The 17769-nt window shown below is 60.2% G+C and carries 17 protein-coding genes; 2 read left to right on the forward strand and 15 right to left on the reverse strand.

Annotated features, from left to right (window positions below):
* Positions 1 to 4 precede the first annotated feature (4 nt).
* The 9 genes from mltG to ACLD1Y_RS13425 form a co-directional block, all read right to left on the reverse strand.
* Positions 5 to 1114: an endolytic transglycosylase MltG gene (gene mltG, locus ACLD1Y_RS13385; protein ID WP_429478421.1), complete on the reverse strand. Its 1110-nt coding sequence runs from the start codon at positions 1112 to 1114 to the stop codon at positions 5 to 7.
* Position 1115: 1 nt separating this feature from the next.
* On the reverse strand, positions 1116 to 1931 hold the full coding sequence (gene pabC / locus ACLD1Y_RS13390) for an aminodeoxychorismate lyase (protein ID WP_429478422.1): 816 nt from the start codon (positions 1929 to 1931) through the stop codon (positions 1116 to 1118).
* Positions 1931 to 3175 (reverse strand): beta-ketoacyl-ACP synthase II, encoded by a 1245-nt coding sequence (gene fabF / locus ACLD1Y_RS13395; RefSeq protein WP_122485049.1) that lies wholly within the window; start codon positions 3173 to 3175, stop codon positions 1931 to 1933. Before fabF ends, pabC begins: the two co-directional genes overlap by 1 nt.
* Positions 3176 to 3284: 109 nt before the next feature.
* Positions 3285 to 3521 (reverse strand): acyl carrier protein, encoded by a 237-nt coding sequence (gene acpP, locus ACLD1Y_RS13400; RefSeq protein ID WP_007987170.1) that lies wholly within the window; start codon positions 3519 to 3521, stop codon positions 3285 to 3287.
* 191 nt (positions 3522 to 3712) lie between these two features.
* Complete coding sequence (fabG, locus tag ACLD1Y_RS13405; RefSeq protein ID WP_135292180.1) at positions 3713 to 4456, reverse strand: 3-oxoacyl-ACP reductase FabG; 744 nt, start codon at positions 4454 to 4456, stop codon at positions 3713 to 3715.
* A 19-nt stretch (positions 4457 to 4475) separates the two neighbouring features.
* Positions 4476 to 5414, reverse strand: coding sequence for an ACP S-malonyltransferase (fabD, locus tag ACLD1Y_RS13410; RefSeq protein ID WP_021491483.1), 939 nt, complete (start codon positions 5412 to 5414; stop codon positions 4476 to 4478).
* 126 nt (positions 5415 to 5540) lie between these two features.
* A complete protein-coding gene (plsX, locus tag ACLD1Y_RS13415) occupies positions 5541 to 6551 on the reverse strand; it encodes a phosphate acyltransferase PlsX (RefSeq protein WP_429478424.1) in 1011 nt (336 codons plus the stop codon).
* Positions 6552 to 6555: 4 nt separating this feature from the next.
* Positions 6556 to 6738, reverse strand: a complete 183-nt coding sequence (rpmF, locus tag ACLD1Y_RS13420; RefSeq protein ID WP_008152339.1) for a 50S ribosomal protein L32 — start codon at positions 6736 to 6738, stop codon at positions 6556 to 6558.
* A gap of 13 nt (positions 6739 to 6751) precedes the next feature.
* Positions 6752 to 7282 carry a YceD family protein gene (locus tag ACLD1Y_RS13425; RefSeq protein ID WP_017737760.1) on the reverse strand — a complete coding sequence of 177 codons (531 nt, stop codon included), beginning with the start codon at positions 7280 to 7282 and terminating at the stop codon, positions 6752 to 6754.
* 105 nt (positions 7283 to 7387) lie between these two features.
* Between ACLD1Y_RS13425 and ACLD1Y_RS13430 the strand changes: the two genes are divergently transcribed.
* Complete coding sequence (locus ACLD1Y_RS13430) at positions 7388 to 7966, forward strand: Maf family protein (RefSeq protein ID WP_429478425.1); 579 nt, start codon at positions 7388 to 7390, stop codon at positions 7964 to 7966.
* A 132-nt stretch (positions 7967 to 8098) separates the two neighbouring features.
* Here the strand turns inward: ACLD1Y_RS13430 and ACLD1Y_RS13435 are convergent, their stop codons facing one another.
* Genes ACLD1Y_RS13435 through rluC form a run of 3 tightly spaced genes read right to left on the reverse strand, consistent with a single transcriptional unit; the run spans position 8099 to position 10712 of the window.
* The gene (locus ACLD1Y_RS13435) at positions 8099 to 9082 is read right to left on the reverse strand and encodes a S49 family peptidase (protein ID WP_429478426.1); all 984 of its coding nucleotides are present in this window, start codon (positions 9080 to 9082) and stop codon (positions 8099 to 8101) included.
* A 21-nt stretch (positions 9083 to 9103) separates the two neighbouring features.
* Entirely contained in the window at positions 9104 to 9766 is a 663-nt protein-coding gene (locus tag ACLD1Y_RS13440) for an HAD-IA family hydrolase (RefSeq protein ID WP_429478427.1), read from the reverse strand.
* The gene (gene rluC, locus ACLD1Y_RS13445) at positions 9753 to 10712 is read right to left on the reverse strand and encodes a 23S rRNA pseudouridine(955/2504/2580) synthase RluC (protein ID WP_015885439.1); all 960 of its coding nucleotides are present in this window, start codon (positions 10710 to 10712) and stop codon (positions 9753 to 9755) included. The genes ACLD1Y_RS13440 and rluC overlap by 14 nt, the downstream gene beginning before the upstream one ends.
* A 759-nt stretch (positions 10713 to 11471) precedes the next feature.
* On the opposite strand from rluC, the gene rne reads away from it, so the two are divergent.
* The gene (rne, locus tag ACLD1Y_RS13450) at positions 11472 to 14642 is read left to right on the forward strand and encodes a ribonuclease E (RefSeq protein ID WP_429478428.1); all 3171 of its coding nucleotides are present in this window, start codon (positions 11472 to 11474) and stop codon (positions 14640 to 14642) included.
* Positions 14643 to 14721: 79 nt separating this feature from the next.
* Here rne and ACLD1Y_RS13455 read toward each other — a convergent pair whose 3' ends face one another.
* The 3 genes from ACLD1Y_RS13455 to ACLD1Y_RS13465 form a co-directional block, all read right to left on the reverse strand.
* Positions 14722 to 15318: a nucleotidyltransferase family protein gene (locus ACLD1Y_RS13455; RefSeq protein ID WP_429478429.1), complete on the reverse strand. Its 597-nt coding sequence runs from the start codon at positions 15316 to 15318 to the stop codon at positions 14722 to 14724.
* Positions 15315 to 16268, reverse strand: coding sequence for an XdhC family protein (locus ACLD1Y_RS13460; RefSeq protein WP_429478430.1), 954 nt, complete (start codon positions 16266 to 16268; stop codon positions 15315 to 15317). Before ACLD1Y_RS13460 ends, ACLD1Y_RS13455 begins: the two co-directional genes overlap by 4 nt.
* Positions 16269 to 16404: 136 nt before the next feature.
* A complete protein-coding gene (locus tag ACLD1Y_RS13465; protein ID WP_429478431.1) occupies positions 16405 to 17736 on the reverse strand; it encodes a dicarboxylate/amino acid:cation symporter in 1332 nt (443 codons plus the stop codon).
* Between the last annotated feature and the right edge of the window lie 33 nt (positions 17737 to 17769).

The raw sequence follows: 17769 nt of genomic DNA on the forward strand, positions 1-17769 counted from the left end.
AGAGTCATTGCGGGCTTTGCGGCGCAGTCGTATCCGGTACAGGTTCAGCCGGTGCTGTCGCGTCCTCCGATGGCTTTACCACCGGTGCCGGGCTGGAGCGGTAATCGGCACGGCGCTTGAGCTGAAACTCGCGCACGGCCGCATTATGCGCATCCAGGTCATCGGAGAAAATATGGCTGCCATCGCCCCGAGCCACGAAATACAAGCTGCTGCCCGGCACCGGGTTCAGTGCCGCATGGATCGCCTCGCGGCCGACCATGGCGATAGGCGTCGGCGGCAAGCCGGCATTCATGTAGGTGTTGTAGGGGTTGGCTTCCTTGAGGTGAGCTCGGGTCAGCTTGCCGTTGTAACGCTCACCCAGGCCGTAGATAACGGTAGGGTCGGTCTGCAATAGCATGCCGATCTTCATGCGACGCACGAATACACCGGCAATCTGCCCACGCTCTTCGGGAGCGCCGGTCTCTTTCTCGACCAGGGAGGCCATGATCAGCGCTTGATAGGGTTCGGTGTAGGGCAGGTCGGCGGCGCGCTTGCTCCACTCCTGAGCGAGTACATCATCCAGGCGGTTGTAGGCTTTTTTCAGGAATTCAGCATCGGTCATGCCCCGCACGAAGCGGTAGGTGTCCGGGAAGAACCGGCCTTCCGGGAACACACCGGGGTGGCCAAGTTTTTCCATCACTTCGCTGTCGGTCAGGCCCGAGAGGGTTTGGACGATCTTTTCATGCTTGGCCAGCGCCGAGCGCACTTGGCGGAAATTCCAACCTTCCACCAGCGTGAGGCTGTATTGCACCACTTCGCCGCGCTGCCAAAGGCCGATCAAGCCTTGCGCGGTCATGCCGGGGCTCATGCGGTATTCGCCGCTGTGCAACGGCTGGCCATCGAGATTGAAGCGCCAGTACAGACGCAGCCAGAAGGCACCATCGATCACACCGTCGGCCTCCAGGCGATTGAACGTGCCAGTGGGCGTGGCGCCCGCGGGAACGTCGAGCAACTGCTCCTCGGTCAGGTTCAAGGGCTGCTTGAGGGCAGCGTCGTATTTCCAGGCGCCATAACCCAACAGCAAAGCCGCCGAGAACAAAACGACCAGCAGCAGTACAACCAGTTTTCGTATCAACTCAAATATCCAATAGCGCGCGAACAATGCCCTGCAGTTTACGGGTGAGCGGCCCAACCGACCAGCTCATCGCAGCGTACCCACGCACCGGCCAAATGCCATAAACGCTGTTGCACACAAAGACTTCATCGGCCTGCTGCAACTGCTCAAGGCTGATGTCAGCCACGGCCACCGGGATGCCCAAGGTTTGCGCCTGGGCCAGGATCTCGGCGCGCATCACCCCGGCGACGCCGCAGCGGTTCAAGTCAGCGGTTCGTAACAAGCCATTACTTACCAGGAACAGGTTACTGAACACGCCTTCGATGACCCGGCCGGACGTATCCAGCATCAAGCCTTCGGCATGCTCGGCATCTTGCCATTCGGCGCGGGCAATCACTTGCTCCAGGCGGTTGAGGTGCTTGAGGCCGGCCAGTAACGGCTGCTCGGCCAAGCGGGTGGCGCACGGAAACAGGCGGATGCCGTCGGTTCCATGGGCCTGGGGATAGGTAGCGGGCGCACTGCCCTGCAAGATTCGGCGCACCGGGGCGCCAGGGCTGATGCCATAGCCGCGCAGGCTGTCGCCGCGGGTGAGTATCAGCTTGAGTACACCGTCGCCGAGGGCGGCGGCATAGGCCAGCACTTCGCTGCGGATCAACGCGTGGTCCGCAACGAGCGCCAAACGCCTGCAACCCTCTTGGAGGCGTTGCAGGTGACGTTCAAGCAGCACGGGCTGCCCGGCTTTGACGGCGATGGTTTCGAAGAGCCCATCGCCATACGCCAGGCCGCGATCTTTCAGGGGCACGCTGCCCTCTGGTTGACCGTCAACCCAGCTGTCCATCACTCGGCGAACCGGCGGAACACCAGGGAACCGTTGGTGCCACCAAAGCCGAACGAGTTGGAAATCGCCACGTCGATCGGCATCGGTTGCGCTTCGTGAGGCACGAAGTTCAGGTCGCAGCCTTCATCCGGCTCATCCAGGTTGATGGTCGGCGGCGCGACCTGATCCTTGATGGCCATCACGCTGAAGATCGCCTCGACCGCGCCCGCCGCACCCAACAGGTGGCCGGTCATGGACTTGGTGGAGCTGACCGCCAGTTTGTAGGCATGCTCGCCGAATACCGACTTGATGGCTTCGGCTTCCGCCAGGTCGCCTGTCGGCGTGGAAGTGCCGTGGGCGTTGATGTACTGCACCTGGTCGGCATTGACCTTGGCGTCGCGCAGGGCGTTGGTGATGCAACGTGCAGCACCGGCACCGTCGGACGGTGGCGAGGTCATGTGGTAGGCGTCGCCGCTCATGCCAAAGCCGATCAGCTCGGCGTAGATAGTGGCACCACGCGCCTTGGCGTGTTCCAACTCTTCGAGCACCAGGGCGCCTGCGCCGTCGGACAGCACAAAGCCGTCACGGCCCTTGTCCCACGGACGGCTGGCACGGGTTGGCTCGTCGTTGCGAGTCGACAGCGCACGGGACGCACCGAAGCCGCCCATGCCCAGGCCGCAGGCGGCCATTTCGGCGCCACCGGCGATCATCACGTCGGCTTCGTCGTAGGCGATATTGCGCGCCGCCATGCCGATGCAATGCGTACCGGTGGTGCACGCCGTGGCGATGGCGTAGTTAGGCCCCTGCGCACCCAGGTGGATGGACAGGAAACCGGAAATCATATTGATGATCGAGCCCGGCACGAAGAACGGTGAAATTCGACGGGGGCCAGTATCGTGCAGGATGCGGCTGGTTTCTTCGATATTGGTCAGGCCACCAATACCCGAACCCATGGCCACGCCGATGCGTTCACGGTTGGCGTCGGTGACTTCCAGGCCGGCGTTACGCACTGCCTGAAAACCGGCTGCCAGGCCGTATTGAATGAACAGGTCGAGCTTGCGGGACTCTTTGATCGAGAGGTATTCCTCGACATTAAAACCCTTTACCGAGCCGCCAAAACGGGTGGAATAGGCAGAAAGGTCCGTGTGTTCGATCAGACCAATACCACTGCGGCCAGCCAGAATGCCCTGCCAACTGCTCGGCACATCCGTACCCAGTGGCGACAACATACCCATACCGGTGACTACGACGCGTCTACGCGACACAGCACTCTCCTTTTTCTAATGACGACACTTTGCTATAGAGCTAAAGAAAAAACCGCACGCTGTAACAGCAGTGCGGTTTTTCCCAACAGCAAGCGACGACTAAAAACTATTACGCCTGGTGGGCAGTAACGTAGTCGATAGCAGCTTGAACAGTAGTGATTTTTTCAGCTTCTTCGTCCGGGATTTCGGTCTCGAATTCCTCTTCCAGAGCCATCACCAGCTCAACGGTGTCAAGGGAATCGGCACCCAGGTCTTCAACGAAGGAAGCGGTGTTGACCACTTCTTCTTCTTTAACGCCCAGTTGCTCGGCAACGATTTTCTTGACGCGCTCTTCGATGGTGCTCATACCTTGTTTAACTCCTAATGGACAAATTCAGGCAGCTGGCCAGTGGGTAAGTGTATAGAAAGCCTTTTCAGCTTTTCAACTGAAAGCTTCACCACGTACCCGGAGGGCCACCTGCCTATAAATTAAGTTGCAGCTTTATAACGGATTTTAGACAGCTCGTATGACATTTTTTTGAAGCAATCCGTCACAATTTAACTCATGTACATCCCGCCGTTCACCGGGATTGTAGCCCCAGTCACGTATGCCGCACCGTCAGATGCCAGGAAAGCGACCACATTCGCGATCTCTTGGGCCTGGCCCAGACGGCCCAGCGGAATCTGCGTCAGCAAGCCTTCACGCTGTGCTTCCGGCAGTTCGCGGGTCATATCGGTATCGATGAACCCTGGGGCCACCGAGTTGACCGTAATCGACCGCGAGCCGACTTCACGTGCCAATGCACGGCTGAAACCTTCCAGGCCGGCTTTGGCGGAGGCGTAGTTTACTTGGCCTGCGTTGCCCATGGCACCCACTACGGAGCCAATATTGATAATTCGGCCCCAACGCGCCTTGGTCATACCGCGTAAAACGCCCTTGGACAGGCGAAACAGACTGTTCAAATTGGTATCGACTACGTCGTACCACTCGTCGTCTTTCATGCGCATCATCAGGTTGTCGCGGGTGATACCGGCGTTGTTCACCAGAATAGCCGGTGCACCGAACTCAGCAGTGATCTGGGCCAATACAGCCGCCACGGATTCGTCGCTGGTCACATTCAGCTCAAGACCGGTGCCTTGCACGCCGTTTTCCTTCAACGTCGCGGCGATACGCTCAGCGCCCGAAGCCGAAGTGGCGGTACCGATGACAACGGCGCCTTGACGGCCCAATTCCAGGGCAATCGCCTGGCCAATGCCACGGCTAGCGCCGGTAACCAGTGCAACTTTACCTTGCAGACTCATGCAGGCTTCTCCTAATTCTTCAGGCCAGTGCTGCGCGAGCGGCAGCAAAGGCATCCGGGGTATTGAGGTTCGCGGTCGACACACCGTCGGCGCAGCGCTTGTTCAGGCCGGCCAGGACTTTGCCCGGGCCGCACTCGACCAGTTCAGTGGCGCCATTGGCAGCCAGGGTCTGGACCGATTCTACCCAGCGCACAGGCTTGTAGAGTTGTTCGAGCAGGTCGCGCTTGAGGGTGTCGAGATCGGCGGCCACGGCCGCGCTGACGTTCTGCACCAGCGGAATCTGCGGCGCCTGCCAGTTGATGGCAGCGATGGACTCGGCAAAGCGCTCGGCGGCCGGGCGCATCAGCTCGCAGTGGGACGGCACGCTCACCGGCAACGGCAGCGCACGCTTGGCGCCACGGGCCTTGCAGCCTTCGATGGCACGCTCAACGGCAGCCTTGGCACCGGCGATCACCACCTGGCCAGGGGAGTTGAAGTTCACCGCGCTGACCACTTCGCCCTGGGCCGCTTCGGCGCAGGCTTCGATCACTACGGCGTCGTCCAGGCCCAGGATAGCGGCCATGCCGCCCTGACCGGCCGGCACGGCCTCTTGCATCAGTTGGCCGCGACGCTCCACCAGCTTGACCGCCTCACCGAGGGTCAGGCTGCCGGCTGCAACCAGGGCGCTGTATTCACCCAGGCTGTGACCAGCAACGAAAGCCGGGCGCGCACCGCCTTCGGCCAGCCACAAGCGCCACAGGGCGATCGAAGCGGTCAGGATGGCCGGCTGGGTTTTATCGGTTTGGTTGAGCTGCTCTTCCGGCCCCTGCTGGGTCAGCGCCCACAGGTCGTAACCCAGGGCGTCGGAAGCTTCCTTGAAGGTGTCCAGGATCAGCGGGTATTGCGCGCCCAGCTCGGCCAACATGCCGAGGGACTGCGAACCCTGCCCTGGAAAGACGAATGCGAGGGATGTAGACATGTAACAAGCCCCTAATGATCTGGTCGTCAAAAATGCGCACGCCTACGGTGGGAGCGCACGAAACTGACAGATTGGATGGTCAATTGAACTGGCCGGTCACATTTAAGCATTTCCGGGCCGATTCGCCTAAGGCAACAGGTCCTCAAGACGGCCGTGCAAGCGTTGTGGCAGATTCTCCTGAATCTCGATCAGGGCCCGCGCAATGGCGCTTTGAAAGCCCTCCACACCCGCCGAGCCATGGCTCTTCACCACAATGCCCTGCAGACCGAGAAAGCTTGCCCCGTTATGCCGTGCCGGCGCCAAGTCAGCCTGCAACCGGCGCATCAACGGCAGCGCCAGGGCGCCGACCAGGCGCGAGGCCAGATTCTGCCGGAACAAGGTTTCAATACGACTGGCAATCATGGTCGCCAGGCCTTCGCTGGATTTGAGCAGGATATTGCCGACAAACCCATCGCACACCACCACATCGGCCTCGCCCCGGTATAAACCATCACCCTCGACAAAACCGATGTAGTTCAAGCCCCGCGCACCTTGCAACAACGTCGCGGCGAGCTTGACCTGCTGGTTACCCTTGATGTCTTCGGTGCCGATATTCAGCAAAGCCACCCGCGGCCGAGCCACGCCCAGCGCTTCAGCGGCCACCGAACCCATCACCGCGAACTGAAACAAGTGCTCGGCACTGCAATCGACATTCGCGCCCAAGTCCAGCAACTGGCAATAGCCTTTCTGCGTCGGAATCGCTGCGACCATCGCTGGCCGGTCAATACCCGGCAGCGTCTTGAGCACAAAACGCGACAACGCCATCAGCGCCCCCGTATTGCCAGCACTGACACAGGCTTGCACCTTGCCATCACGCAGCAGCTCAAGGGCCACCCGCATTGAAGAGTCAGGCTTACCCCGCAGGGCCGCCGCCGGTTTTTCATCCATGCCGATGGTTTCGCTGGCCGGCGTAATCGTCAGGCGCGCGCGATCCACCGCCGGATGGCTGGCAATCAGTTCTTCAAGTAAGGAGGGTTGACCGACAAGGGTCAGATGCAGCGAGGGTGTAGCAGCCAGGCTGGCGATGCAGGCCTGAACAATGCTGCGGGGACCGAAGTCCCCGCCCATTGCGTCTATCGCGATGACTAGAGCAGACAAGTGATTACTCGTCAGCGCCCTTGTCGATCACTTTACGACCACGGTATACGCCTTCTGGCGATACGTGGTGACGCAGGTGAATTTCACCGGTGGTTTTTTCTACAGACAGAGTGCTCGCCGTCAGGGCGTCGTGCGAACGACGCATGTCACGGGCAGAGCGGGATTTTTTGTTCTGCTGAACAGCCATAATTGATTAACTCCTAAACGTTTGGGTCACGCTTTAACTGCGCCAATACACTGAACGGGTTGGACCGCGTTACCTCGTCCTCGCTCGGTTCGGGCTCGTCATCAAGCCCCTCCGGCTGCTGGCATTCTTCCGGATGATGAGCAGGCACAATGGGCAAGGCGAGCAGAAGCTCCTCCTCGATCAGTGCATGCAGATCCAATGGATCTTCGCCCAGTTCCAGCACGTCATAACCTTTCGGCAACGACTGGGTATTCGCACCCTCCTTCACCACAGCATAACTGCACTCGCTATGGATCGGCAGGGTGACCAGCTCAAGACAACGCTGGCAAACCATTTTGACCTCGGTGTCGATAAAGCTGTGGATTACCACAGATTTACGTTCATCTCGTTCAAAAACGAATTTAGCCTGGACCGTACCGACGGTGTCGGAAAGCGGGTCGCAGAGTCTCTCCAAATCGGCCAGCAGCAACTCACCTTGAAGGGAAGTGCCACGATCAGCCAATTTGCGCGGGTCAACGTGAGGTGGAATCGGGTCATTCAACATAGGCGCAGCATTATAGGGATGCACCCAGCCATGTCAAAGGAAATTCAGCCCTGTGCGTCAGCCGGTCGCCTCGCTAGAATCCCCAGCTGCCTTAAGGAGACGCCCATGCTGCCTTTATTACTCGCATCCAGCTCGGTTTATCGCCGGGAATTGCTGAGCCGCCTGCACCTGCCATTCATCTGCAGCTCGCCAGATATCGACGAAAACCATCGCGCCGATGAGTCCGCCGTAGAGCTGGTAAAGCGCCTGGCCGAACAGAAAGCCCGCGCCCTGGCTGCGAGCCATCCTGGACATTTGATCATTGGCTCCGACCAGGTAGCGGCGCTCGAAGGGCGCATTATCGGCAAGCCCCACACCTTTGAAAATGCCCGCGAACAGCTATTGGCTGCGAGCGGCAAGCGGGTCAGCTTTTTGACCGGCCTGGCACTGCTGAACACCGAGACGGGGCACTGCCAGGTCGATTGCGTGCCGTTTACCGTGCAGATGCGTGAGCTGGATGTGGAGCGGGTCGAGCGCTATCTGCGGGCTGAGCAGCCGTATGACTGTGCGGGAAGCTTTAAGGCTGAGGGGTTGGGGGTGAGCTTGTTCCAGAGCACAGAAGGGCCGGATGCGACCAGCTTGATAGGTTTACCCCTGATCCGACTGGTGGATATGTTATTGGCTGAAGGCGCACAGATCCCTTAAACACCCCACAAAACCAATGTGGGAGCGGGCTTGCTCGCGAAGGCGGTGAATCAGTCAACAAATCAGTGACTGACACTCCGTATTCGCGAGCAAGCCCGCTCCCACATTTTGATCTACATCAGGCTCAAGATCTCAGCGCAGCGCCGGGCCTTGGAAGCCCATATACAGCGCCAATTTCTCCGCCACACTGGCACCCAGCTTCTTGGAGAACCGATCAAACGGCGACTCTTGCACGGTAAAGTCCACCAGCTCTTTCTCGCCGATCACATCCCGCGCCACCAGGCTTGCACTGCCCAGACCATCGATCAGCCCCAGCGGCAACGCCTGCTCGCCCGACCACACCAACCCAGAGAACAGCTCTGGATGGTCCTTATCCTTCAGACGATCCCCACGCCCCTGCTTTACGCTGGCGATAAACTGACGATGGGTAGTGTCGAGCACGCCCTGCCAGAACTCGGTTTCATCGGCCTTTTGCGGCTGGAACGGGTCAAGGAACGATTTGTGCTCACCCGAGGTATAGGTGCGACGCTCAACCCCAAGCTTTTCCATGGCGCCGACAAACCCATAACCGGCCGCCGTCACACCAATGGAGCCCACCAAACTGGCCTTGTCGGCATAGATCTGGTCAGCGGCGCTGGCGATGTAGTAAGCACCCGAGGCGCCCAGGTCGGAAATCACCGCGTACAGCTTGATATCCGGGTGCAGGCCGCGCAGGCGACGAATCTCGTCATACACATAACCCGATTGCACAGGGCTGCCACCCGGACTATTGATGCGCAGGATCACGCCCTTGACCTTGGGGTCTTCAAACGCGGCACGCAGGCTGCTGACAATATTGTCGGCACTGGCGGGCTCCTTGTCGGCAATCACGCCGCGCACTTCAATCAGCGCGGTGTAGTTGGCACCACGGGTCGCGCTTTTTTCCATGTCCATCAACGGGCTGAACAGCACCAGCATGATCAACAGGTAGGTAAAGGTAAGCAGCTTGAAGAAAATCCCCCAACGCCGCGAACGACGCTGCTCCTGGACGCTGGCCAGGAGGGTTTTCTCCAGCAGCTTCCAGCTTTTGTCATCACCGCTTTCAGCCTTTTCGGGCGCTTTCCACTCGTCACTCATGCCATTAACCCCAGCAAAGACTTATTGGGCCCGACTGAGCCAGGCCTGCAATTCGGAAAAATGATCGATCGTCAGGCGCGGCTCGTATTGCTGCAACGCCTCGGCAGACTGGGCGCCATAGCTGACTGCCACACTGTCCATGCCAGCATTGCGCGCCATCATCAGGTCGAACGAGGCGTCACCCACCATCAATGCCTGGCGTGGCGACACACCGCAATGGGCCAGGATCTGCTCAAGCATCAGAGGGTGAGGCTTGCTGGCGGTTTCATCGGCGGCACGGGTAATGTCGAAATAATCTTCAAAGCCATGGGCCTTGAGCACGCGATCCAGGCCGCGACGGGCCTTGCCGGTGGCGACTGCCAAGTGATAACCCTCGGCACGGAACGCATCCAGGGACTGCGCGACGCCCTCAAACAGGGGTGAAGGCGTGGCCTCCAGGGCAATGTAGTGGTCGGCATAGTGATCACGATAGGTCACCAGTTCCGCATCACTGATCTCGGGGTACAGAGTGCGAATTGCCTCGGGCAGGCCCAGGCCGATGATGCCCTTGACCGCAAAATCGCTGCACAGCGCATAACCCGAGCGGGTCGACGCAGCATGCATCGACTCGACAATGCGGCCAATGGAATTGGCCAGGGTGCCGTCCCAATCGAAAATCAGCAGCTTGTAGTCAAGGTGCGACACTCAAACGCTCCACGGTCTTGGCCCACATCTCATCGACCGGGGCCTGCAGCTTCAATTCGCCGCCATCGGGCAGCGGCACGGTGAGCATGTAGGCATGCAGGAACAGGCGCTTGCCGCCCAGGTCGCGGATTTCCTTGGAGAACCCCTCGTCGCCGTACTTGGTATCGCCGGCGATGCAGTGGCCCGCGTGCAGGGTGTGCACCCGGATCTGATGGGTACGCCCGGTCACGGGCTTGGCCTCGACCATGGTGGCAAAGTCGCCAAAGCGGCGCAGCACCTTGAACAGGGTCAGGGCCTCTTTGCCCTCCTCGTCCACTTCCACCATGCGCTCGCCGGAACGCAGGTTGCTCTTCTGCAACGGCGCGCGGACGCTCTTGATGGAACTGGCCCAGTTGCCACGCACCAGCGCCATGTAGCGCTTGTCCACGCCATCGCCACGCAGGGCGGTGTGCAGGTGGCGCAACATGCTGCGCTTCTTGGCGATCATCAGCAGGCCGGAGGTGTCGCGGTCCAGACGGTGGACCAGCTCCAACTCCTTGGCATCCGGGCGCAACTGGCGGAAAGCTTCGATTACGCCGAAATTCAGCCCACTGCCACCGTGAACCGCAATGCCGCAGGGCTTGTTGATCACGATCAGTTTGTTGTCTTCAAAGACAATCGAGGCTTCCAGGCGCTGCAACAGGCCCTGCGCCAATGGCACGGGCTCGTCACGCTCAGGTACGCGAACCGGCGGCACACGGACGATATCGCCCGCCTGCAACTTGTACTCGGGCTTGATCCGGCCCTTGTTCACCCGCACTTCACCTTTACGCAAGATGCGGTAAATCAAGGTCTTGGGCACGCCTTTGAGCCTGGCCAGGAGAAAATTGTCGATGCGTTGGCCGGCATATTCCGGCGAGACCTCGAGCAGCTGGACGCTGGGGGTCTGGGGGGCGGTAGTCGTCATGGCGGCGATGATAACAATTTTTTATGGAATTGAAGCACTTAATCATTGCTGCTATAGTCGCGAACGCCGCCAAAAGCGGCCTGGCCAGAGGACATGCGGCACACAGCCGGCCCTGACCATCGCAATTCATCAGGACGCGAGGCCGTCCTACGGGGCTTTCGCCACCTTGGAAGGCTCAGGATTGTAACGAGCGCAGGTGACATGAGGCCTGAAGCGAGTGCAGAAAGCAGAGTGAATACTCGCGTTTTGCGCCGATATTTACGGCCAGTTCACAAAGTGCAGTCAATCTTGTGCCAGACCACGGCGAATGCTTCGGAAACAACGCCTGTTAAGAGCTGAGTGAGAGCGCAGTCGCCCACACCCAGTCTTGTTTAGCCATGAGCGTGCTCTCCCCATTGGAGAACACGGTAAATGCCAACCCGCTGCGGATTCTGCGCGCGGCAGCACCCGAATTATCAGGGATACGTGTAGGGTGGAGATGCACAACCGTCGGACCGTGTAGCACTAGGCTTATATTTAGACGCTTCATCTCGTCCACAGTCGCCGGTTGATTCCTCCTCCTGACCTTAGCTTTTGTTGAAGTGGTGCCTTTGTCACCACCGCTAACAAGCAGGACGCGTCCGTCGCGATACCGGCCCAATTGGCTTGTATTTGCTGGACACTGGAGTGGCCAACCACTCTTGACGCACCTGACACCGACCGTGAGAAGTCGTGTGTGCCGAACGCCGTTTCCGGCAGCCCGGAAACCGACGGTACAACATGAAAAGAATGCTGATTAACGCAACTCAACCCGAAGAGTTGCGTGTTGCACTGGTAGATGGCCAGCGCCTTTACGACCTGGACATCGAGTCCGGTGCACGCGAGCAGAAAAAAGCCAATATCTATAAAGGCAAGATCACTCGCATCGAACCAAGCCTTGAGGCTGCCTTTGTCGATTTCGGCTCCGAGCGCCACGGCTTCCTGCCCCTTAAAGAAATCTCCCGCGAATACTTCAAGAAAGCCCCCGAAGGCCGCGTGAACATCAAGGACGTCCTGAGCGAAGGCCAGGAAGTCATCGTCCAGGTCGAAAAAGAAGAACGTGGCAACAAGGGCGCAGCCCTGACCACCTTCATCAGCCTGGCTGGCCGTTACTTGGTCCTGATGCCGAACAACCCACGTGCCGGCGGTATCTCCCGTCGCATCGAAGGCGAAGAGCGCAACGAACTGCGTGAAGCACTGAACGGCCTGATCGCACCGGCCGACATGGGCCTGATCGTTCGCACTGCAGGCCTGGGCCGCAGCAGCGAAGAAATGCAGTGGGACCTCGACTACCTGCTGCAACTGTGGACCGCCATCAAAGAAGCGTCCCTGGATCGTTCCGCGCCGTTCCTGATCTACCAGGAAAGCAACGTGATCATCCGCGCCATCCGCGATTACCTGCGCCAGGACATCGGCGAAGTGCTGATCGACAGCGTTGAAGCCCAGGACGAAGCCCTGACCTTCATCCGCCAGGTGATGCCGCAGTACGCCAGCAAGATCAAGCTGTACGAAGACAGCGTGCCGCTGTTCAACCGTTTCCAGATCGAAAGCCAGATCGAGACCGCCTTCCAGCGTGTGGTCGAACTGCCTTCCGGTGGCTCCATCGTGATCGACCCGACCGAAGCCCTGGTGTCCATCGACATCAACTCGGCGCGTGCGACCAAAGGTAGCGACATCGAAGAAACCGCCCTGCAGACCAACCTGGAAGCGGCTGAAGAAATCGCCCGCCAACTGCGTCTGCGTGACATCGGCGGCCTGATCGTCATCGACTTCATCGACATGACCCCTGCCAAGAACCAGCGCGCCGTGGAAGAAAAAGTCCGCGAATGCCTGGAAGCTGACCGTGCCCGCGTACAAGTCGGCCGCATCTCGCGCTTCGGCCTGCTGGAAATGTCCCGTCAGCGCCTGCGTCCATCCCTGGGCGAAAGCAGCGGCATCGTCTGCCCGCGCTGCAACGGCACCGGCATCATCCGTGACGTTGAATCACTGTCCCTGGCGATCCTGCGCCTGATCGAAGAAGAAGCCCTGAAAGACCGCACCGCCGAAGTCCGCGCACAAGTGCCGATTCCGGTTGCAGCCTTCCTGCTGAACGAAAAACGCAACTCGATCACCAAGATCGAACTGCGCACCCGTGCCCGTATCGTCATCCTGCCGAACGATCACCTCGAAACGCCGCACTTCGAAGTGCAGCGCCTGCGTGATGACAGCCCGGAAGCCCACAGCGGCCAGTCCAGCTACGAAATCGCCGCTGCCGCTGCCGAAGTGGAAGAAGTCCAGCCAGCCGCTGCGACCCGCACCCTGGTTCGCCAGGAAGCGGCCGTGAAGACCGCGCCAGCCCGTGCCAATGCACCGGTGCCGACCGAAGTCGCCGCCCCTGTTGCCGCACCGGCCGCCCTGCCTGAGCCAAGCCTGTTCAAGGGCCTGGTGAAGTCGCTGGTCAGCCTGTTCGCCACCAAGGAAGAGCCCGCGGCGCCGGTTGTGGTTGAGAAACCAGCCACCGAGCGTCCAGCGCGCAACGAAGAACGTCGCAACGGCCGCCAGCAGAGCCGCAACCGCAACGGTCGCCGTGACGAAGAACGCAAGCCGCGCGAAGAACGTGCACCACGTGAAGAGCGCGCACCGCGTGAAGAACGTGCGCCTCGCGAAGCCCGTGAAGAAACCCCGACCGTAGCCCGCGAAGAACGTGCACCGCGTGAAGAACGCGCACCACGTACTCCACGTGCACCGCGTGAAGATCGCAAGCCACGTGGCGAGCGTGAAGAACGTGTACGCGAACTGCGCGAACCACTGGACGCCGCACCTGCCGTTGCCGTTGCCGGTGCTGCTGTTGTTGCCGAAGAACGCCCGGCTCGCCAGCCGCGTGAAGAACGTGCTCCGCGTGAAGAGCGTCAACCACGTGCTCCGCGTGAAGAACGCCAGCCACGTACCGAGCAAGCCGCTGCCGCCAGCGAAGAAGAAGTGCTGACCGGCGAAGAGCAACTGCAGGAAGACGGTCAGGAAGGCGCCGAAGGCGATCGTCCACGCCGCCGCTCCCGTGGCCAGCGTCGTCGCAGCAACCGTCGCGAGCGTCAACGTGATGCCAACGGCAACGTGATCGAAGGCTCGGAAGAGGCCGGCGAGAACGCAGAAGCAGTAGCCAACGAACCGACCAGCACCGAATTGGCTGCTGGCCTGGCCGTTACTGCTGCTGTAGCCAGCTCGGTTATCAGCGCACCTGCCGAGGCCCAGGCTCACGAGCAAGCTGAACGCGCTACTGCTGCGGTCGAAGAAACCGTCGCGGTTGAAACACCTGTCGTTGAAACCCCAGTGGTTGAAGCGCCAGCTGTAGAAACACCGGCTGTTGAAGCTCCAGCTGTAGAAGCTGCGATGGTTGAAGCCCCTGTTGTAGAAGCCACCACCCCAATCGAAGCGCCGGTTGTTCCGGAAGTGGAAGTTGCCGCGGTTCAAGAAGCCCTGCCAGCAGTTGAAGTGGCAGCGGTTGAGCCAGCAGCGGTGGTTGAACCTCAGCCAGTGGTTGAAGCGGTAGTTGAAGCACCGGTTATCGAAGCAGCTCCAGAAGTGCGTGAAGTTCGTGAAGAACAGACCGCCTTCCAATGGACTGCCGAGCCAGCCGCTCCGGTTGAAGCGCCAACCCCTGCCCCCGTGGTAGAAGAAGCGCCGGCACCGGTTGCCGAAGTGGTTGTTGCCGAGCCAGCCCCCGTGGTTGAGCCAGCACCGGTTGCTGAGCCAGAGCCAGTGGTTGAAACCCCAGTCGTTGCCGAAGTGGCAACCCCTGTGGTTGAAGCCGCCCCGGCCAGCGCCCTGACCGAGAACGGCCGTGCGCCGAACGACCCACGTGAAGTGCGTCGTCGTCGCAAGGAAGCCGAAGCTGCCGCAGCCGCCGCTGCACAGGAAGCAGAAGCACGAGACTAAACCCCTCGCGCAGCAACTAAAAAGCCCCGCCTGAGTGATCAGGCGGGGCTTTTTTATGCAGTCAGAACATGTCGTAACTCTAATGTGGGAGCGGTTTGAAATTCAATGAATGTGGCAGGTCCACATCCCATAGCACGCCTGGGTCATCAACCTGCACTGCGTTCACAGGTGCCCCGACAAACAACGACCTGGCCCCACGATCACCGCTCAGCGCCATCAGCCCAGGCCCGAATGCCCGGCCAAAGCCCACGGGATGCCCGTATTGACCGCCATGCACCGGCACGCTAACCCCCTCCTCCTGCAACCCAACAATCACGCGCTCAATACTGGCTGCCTGAATAAACGGCATATCCCCCAACACCACCAGCCAGCCATCCGCAGGCCCACTGGCCGCAACCGCCGCCGCAAGACTGTCGCCCATACCGGCCGAGTGCAGCAGCAGCACTTCACACCCATATTCCCGGGCCAGGCGAATGACTGCCGTACGCTCCGGCGAAGTCACCAGCCAGCGCCTTGTAATGCCCGCAGGTAAACTCCTCAGCACCTGCTCGATCACGGGCCGCATCACACCGTCCAGCCCTACGCACTGGGCCAGCAGCTTATCTTGGTCAGTCCCCGCCTCGGCGCGAAAACGACTGCCCTGCCCCGCCGCTAGCACAATCGCCGTGACATTCACCGCACCACACCATTCTTGATCGCGACGATTTGCGCCATCAACGACAACGCAATCTCCGCCGGGGTATGACTGCCTATATGCAGACCAATCGGCCCATGCAGGCGCGCAATCGCCTCATCCGAGAGCCCCAGCGCCGCCAAGGTTTCCCGGCGCTTCTGAGTGTTCACACGCGAACCCAGAGCGCCAATGTAGAACGCCGCCGAATTCAATGCCGTCAGCAGCGCCATATCGTCCAGCCGTGGGTCGTGGGTCAGGCATACGATGGCCGTGCGTTCATCGGTCTGGATATTCAGCACTGCTTCGTCCGGCATGCCGGGCACGAAGCGGCCGTGCTGGTCTTCCCAGCCGTAGACGAACTCTTCGCGGGGGTCGCAGATCAACACTTCGAAATCCAACAAGCGCGCCATTTCTGCAACATAGCGCGACAACTGCCCAGCACCGATCAACAGCAGGCGCCAGCGCGGCCCGTAGATCGTCCGCAGGCGCTCGCCATCAAAGGTCACTGCATCGGTCTTGCTCGCACTGCTCAAGGTGACTTTGCCGCTGGCCAGGTCCAGCTCCCGAGCGACGATCTGATGATCCTCACAACGCGCCAGCAGCTGCGATACCCATTCCCACTCGACTACCCGCTCTTCGGTCAGTTGCAGAGTGCCGCCGCACGGCAGGCCAAACCGCGCCGCCTCGTCGCGGGTAACGCCGTAGGTCACCAACTGCACCGGTGGCCCGTCGTCAGGCAGCCGGCCGTCCTGCAGGCGGGCAATCAGATCATCCTCGATGCAACCACCAGACACCGAGCCGATCACCACCCCATCGCCGCGCAGGGCCAGCATGGCTCCCGGCGGGCGGGGTGCGCTGCCCCAGGTCTGCACCACGCTGTACAACACCACTCGCTGCCCGGCGCGGCGCCATTCGAGCACGCTGCGCAGGACATTCAGATCCACACTATCCACACAGCCTCCTGCAAGCGTTACAACCCATAAACGATTCACCCACTGTAAAACAAAAAAACTACCAGAAACGCAAACGCCCCGAACAAGTCGGGGCGTTTGTGGAGTCGCTTGGGCGTCAATTCACGCCCTCAGCACATTACTTGACGGTAGGTGCAGGGCCTTCGGCCACGCCCAGGTCATCTTCCTGACGAGTGTCGGAGATGCCAGTACCGCCAGACGCCAGCTCGCTTTGCAGCTTGTCGGTGTCCAGTTCCTTGACCCACTTGGCCACAACGATGGTGGCAACGGCGTTACCCACCAGGTTGGTCAGTGCGCGGGCTTCGGACATGAAGCGGTCGATACCCAGGATCAGCGCCAGGCCGGCAACCGGCAGGTGGCCAACAGCCGACAGGGTGGCGGCCAGTACGATAAAGCCCGAACCCGTCACACCTGCAGCGCCTTTGGAGGACAGCAGCAGCACCAGCAGCAGCGTGATCTGGTGGGTAATGTCCATGTGGGTGTCAGTCGCCTGGGCGATGAACACGGCAGCCATGGTCAGGTAGATCGAAGTACCGTCGAGGTTGAAGGAGTAGCCGGTTGGAATCACCAGGCCTACTACGGATTTCTTCGCGCCCAGACGCTCCATCTTGATCAGCATGCGTGGCAGTGCGGATTCGGAGGAGGACGTACCCAGAACGATCAACAGCTCTTCACGGATGTAGCGGATCAGCTTGATCACACTGAAGCCGTGAGCGCGGCAGATACCGCCCAGCACCACCAACACGAACAGCAGGCAGGTGATGTAGAAGCAGATCATCAACTGACCCAGTTGCACCAGGGAACCCACACCGTAGGCACCGATGGTGAACGCCATGGCGCCCAGGGCACCGAGTGGCGCAAGCTTCATGATCATGTTGATGATGTTGAACATCACGTGGGCGAAGCGATCGATGAAGTCCAGCACCGGCTTGCCGTAAGCACCCAGGCGGTGCAGGGCGAAACCGAAGATCACCGAGAACATCAGCACTTGCAGGATGTCGCCGTTGGCGAAAGCGCCGACGATGGTGTTAGGGATCACATTGAGCAGGAAGCCAACGATGCTCTGGTCTGCACCGGCCGTCACGTAGGCCGCGACTTTCGAAGCATCCAAGGTGGCGACGTCGATGTGCATGCCAGCGCCAGGCTGTACCACGTTGACGACGATCAGGCCGATCAGCAGGGCGATGGTGGAAACGATTTCGAAGTACAGCAGCGCGTAGCCGCCAGTCTTACCGACCGATTTCATGCTTTGCATGCCAGCGATACCGCTGACAACGGTGCAGAAGATGATCGGGGCAATGACCATTTTGATCAGCTTGATAAAGCCGTCACCCAGTGGCTTGAGGGCCACGCCGGTCTGCGGGTAGAAGTGACCGAGCAAAATACCGATAACGATTGCAACGATCACCTGGAAATACAGGGATTTGTAGATTGGCTGACGAGTCGTCATTGCAAAATTCCTCAATCGTCCCGTGTGGCAAAG

The sequence above is a fragment of the Pseudomonas sp. 18175 genome, from assembly GCF_050432925.1.
In the GTDB taxonomy this organism is placed as follows: Bacteria; Pseudomonadota; Gammaproteobacteria; order Pseudomonadales; family Pseudomonadaceae; genus Aquipseudomonas.

Coding starts and splice junctions, on each gene's coding strand:
- rluC (WP_015885439.1), bottom strand. CDS start 10,712: ATGACGACTACCGCCCCCCAGACCCCCAGCGTCCAGCTGCTCGAGGTC.
- rpmF (WP_008152339.1), bottom strand. CDS start 6,738: ATGGCTGTTCAGCAGAACAAAAAATCCCGCTCTGCCCGTGACATGCGT.
- acpP (WP_007987170.1), bottom strand. CDS start 3,521: ATGAGCACCATCGAAGAGCGCGTCAAGAAAATCGTTGCCGAGCAACTG.
- fabD (WP_021491483.1), bottom strand. CDS start 5,414: ATGTCTACATCCCTCGCATTCGTCTTTCCAGGGCAGGGTTCGCAGTCC.
- ACLD1Y_RS13465 (WP_429478431.1), bottom strand. CDS start 17,736: ATGACGACTCGTCAGCCAATCTACAAATCCCTGTATTTCCAGGTGATC.
- rne (WP_429478428.1), top strand. CDS start 11,472: ATGAAAAGAATGCTGATTAACGCAACTCAACCCGAAGAGTTGCGTGTT.
- ACLD1Y_RS13435 (WP_429478426.1), bottom strand. CDS start 9,082: ATGAGTGACGAGTGGAAAGCGCCCGAAAAGGCTGAAAGCGGTGATGAC.
- fabG (WP_135292180.1), bottom strand. CDS start 4,456: ATGAGTCTGCAAGGTAAAGTTGCACTGGTTACCGGCGCTAGCCGTGGC.
- pabC (WP_429478422.1), bottom strand. CDS start 1,931: ATGGACAGCTGGGTTGACGGTCAACCAGAGGGCAGCGTGCCCCTGAAA.
- ACLD1Y_RS13425 (WP_017737760.1), bottom strand. CDS start 7,282: ATGTTGAATGACCCGATTCCACCTCACGTTGACCCGCGCAAATTGGCT.
- ACLD1Y_RS13430 (WP_429478425.1), top strand. CDS start 7,388: ATGCTGCCTTTATTACTCGCATCCAGCTCGGTTTATCGCCGGGAATTG.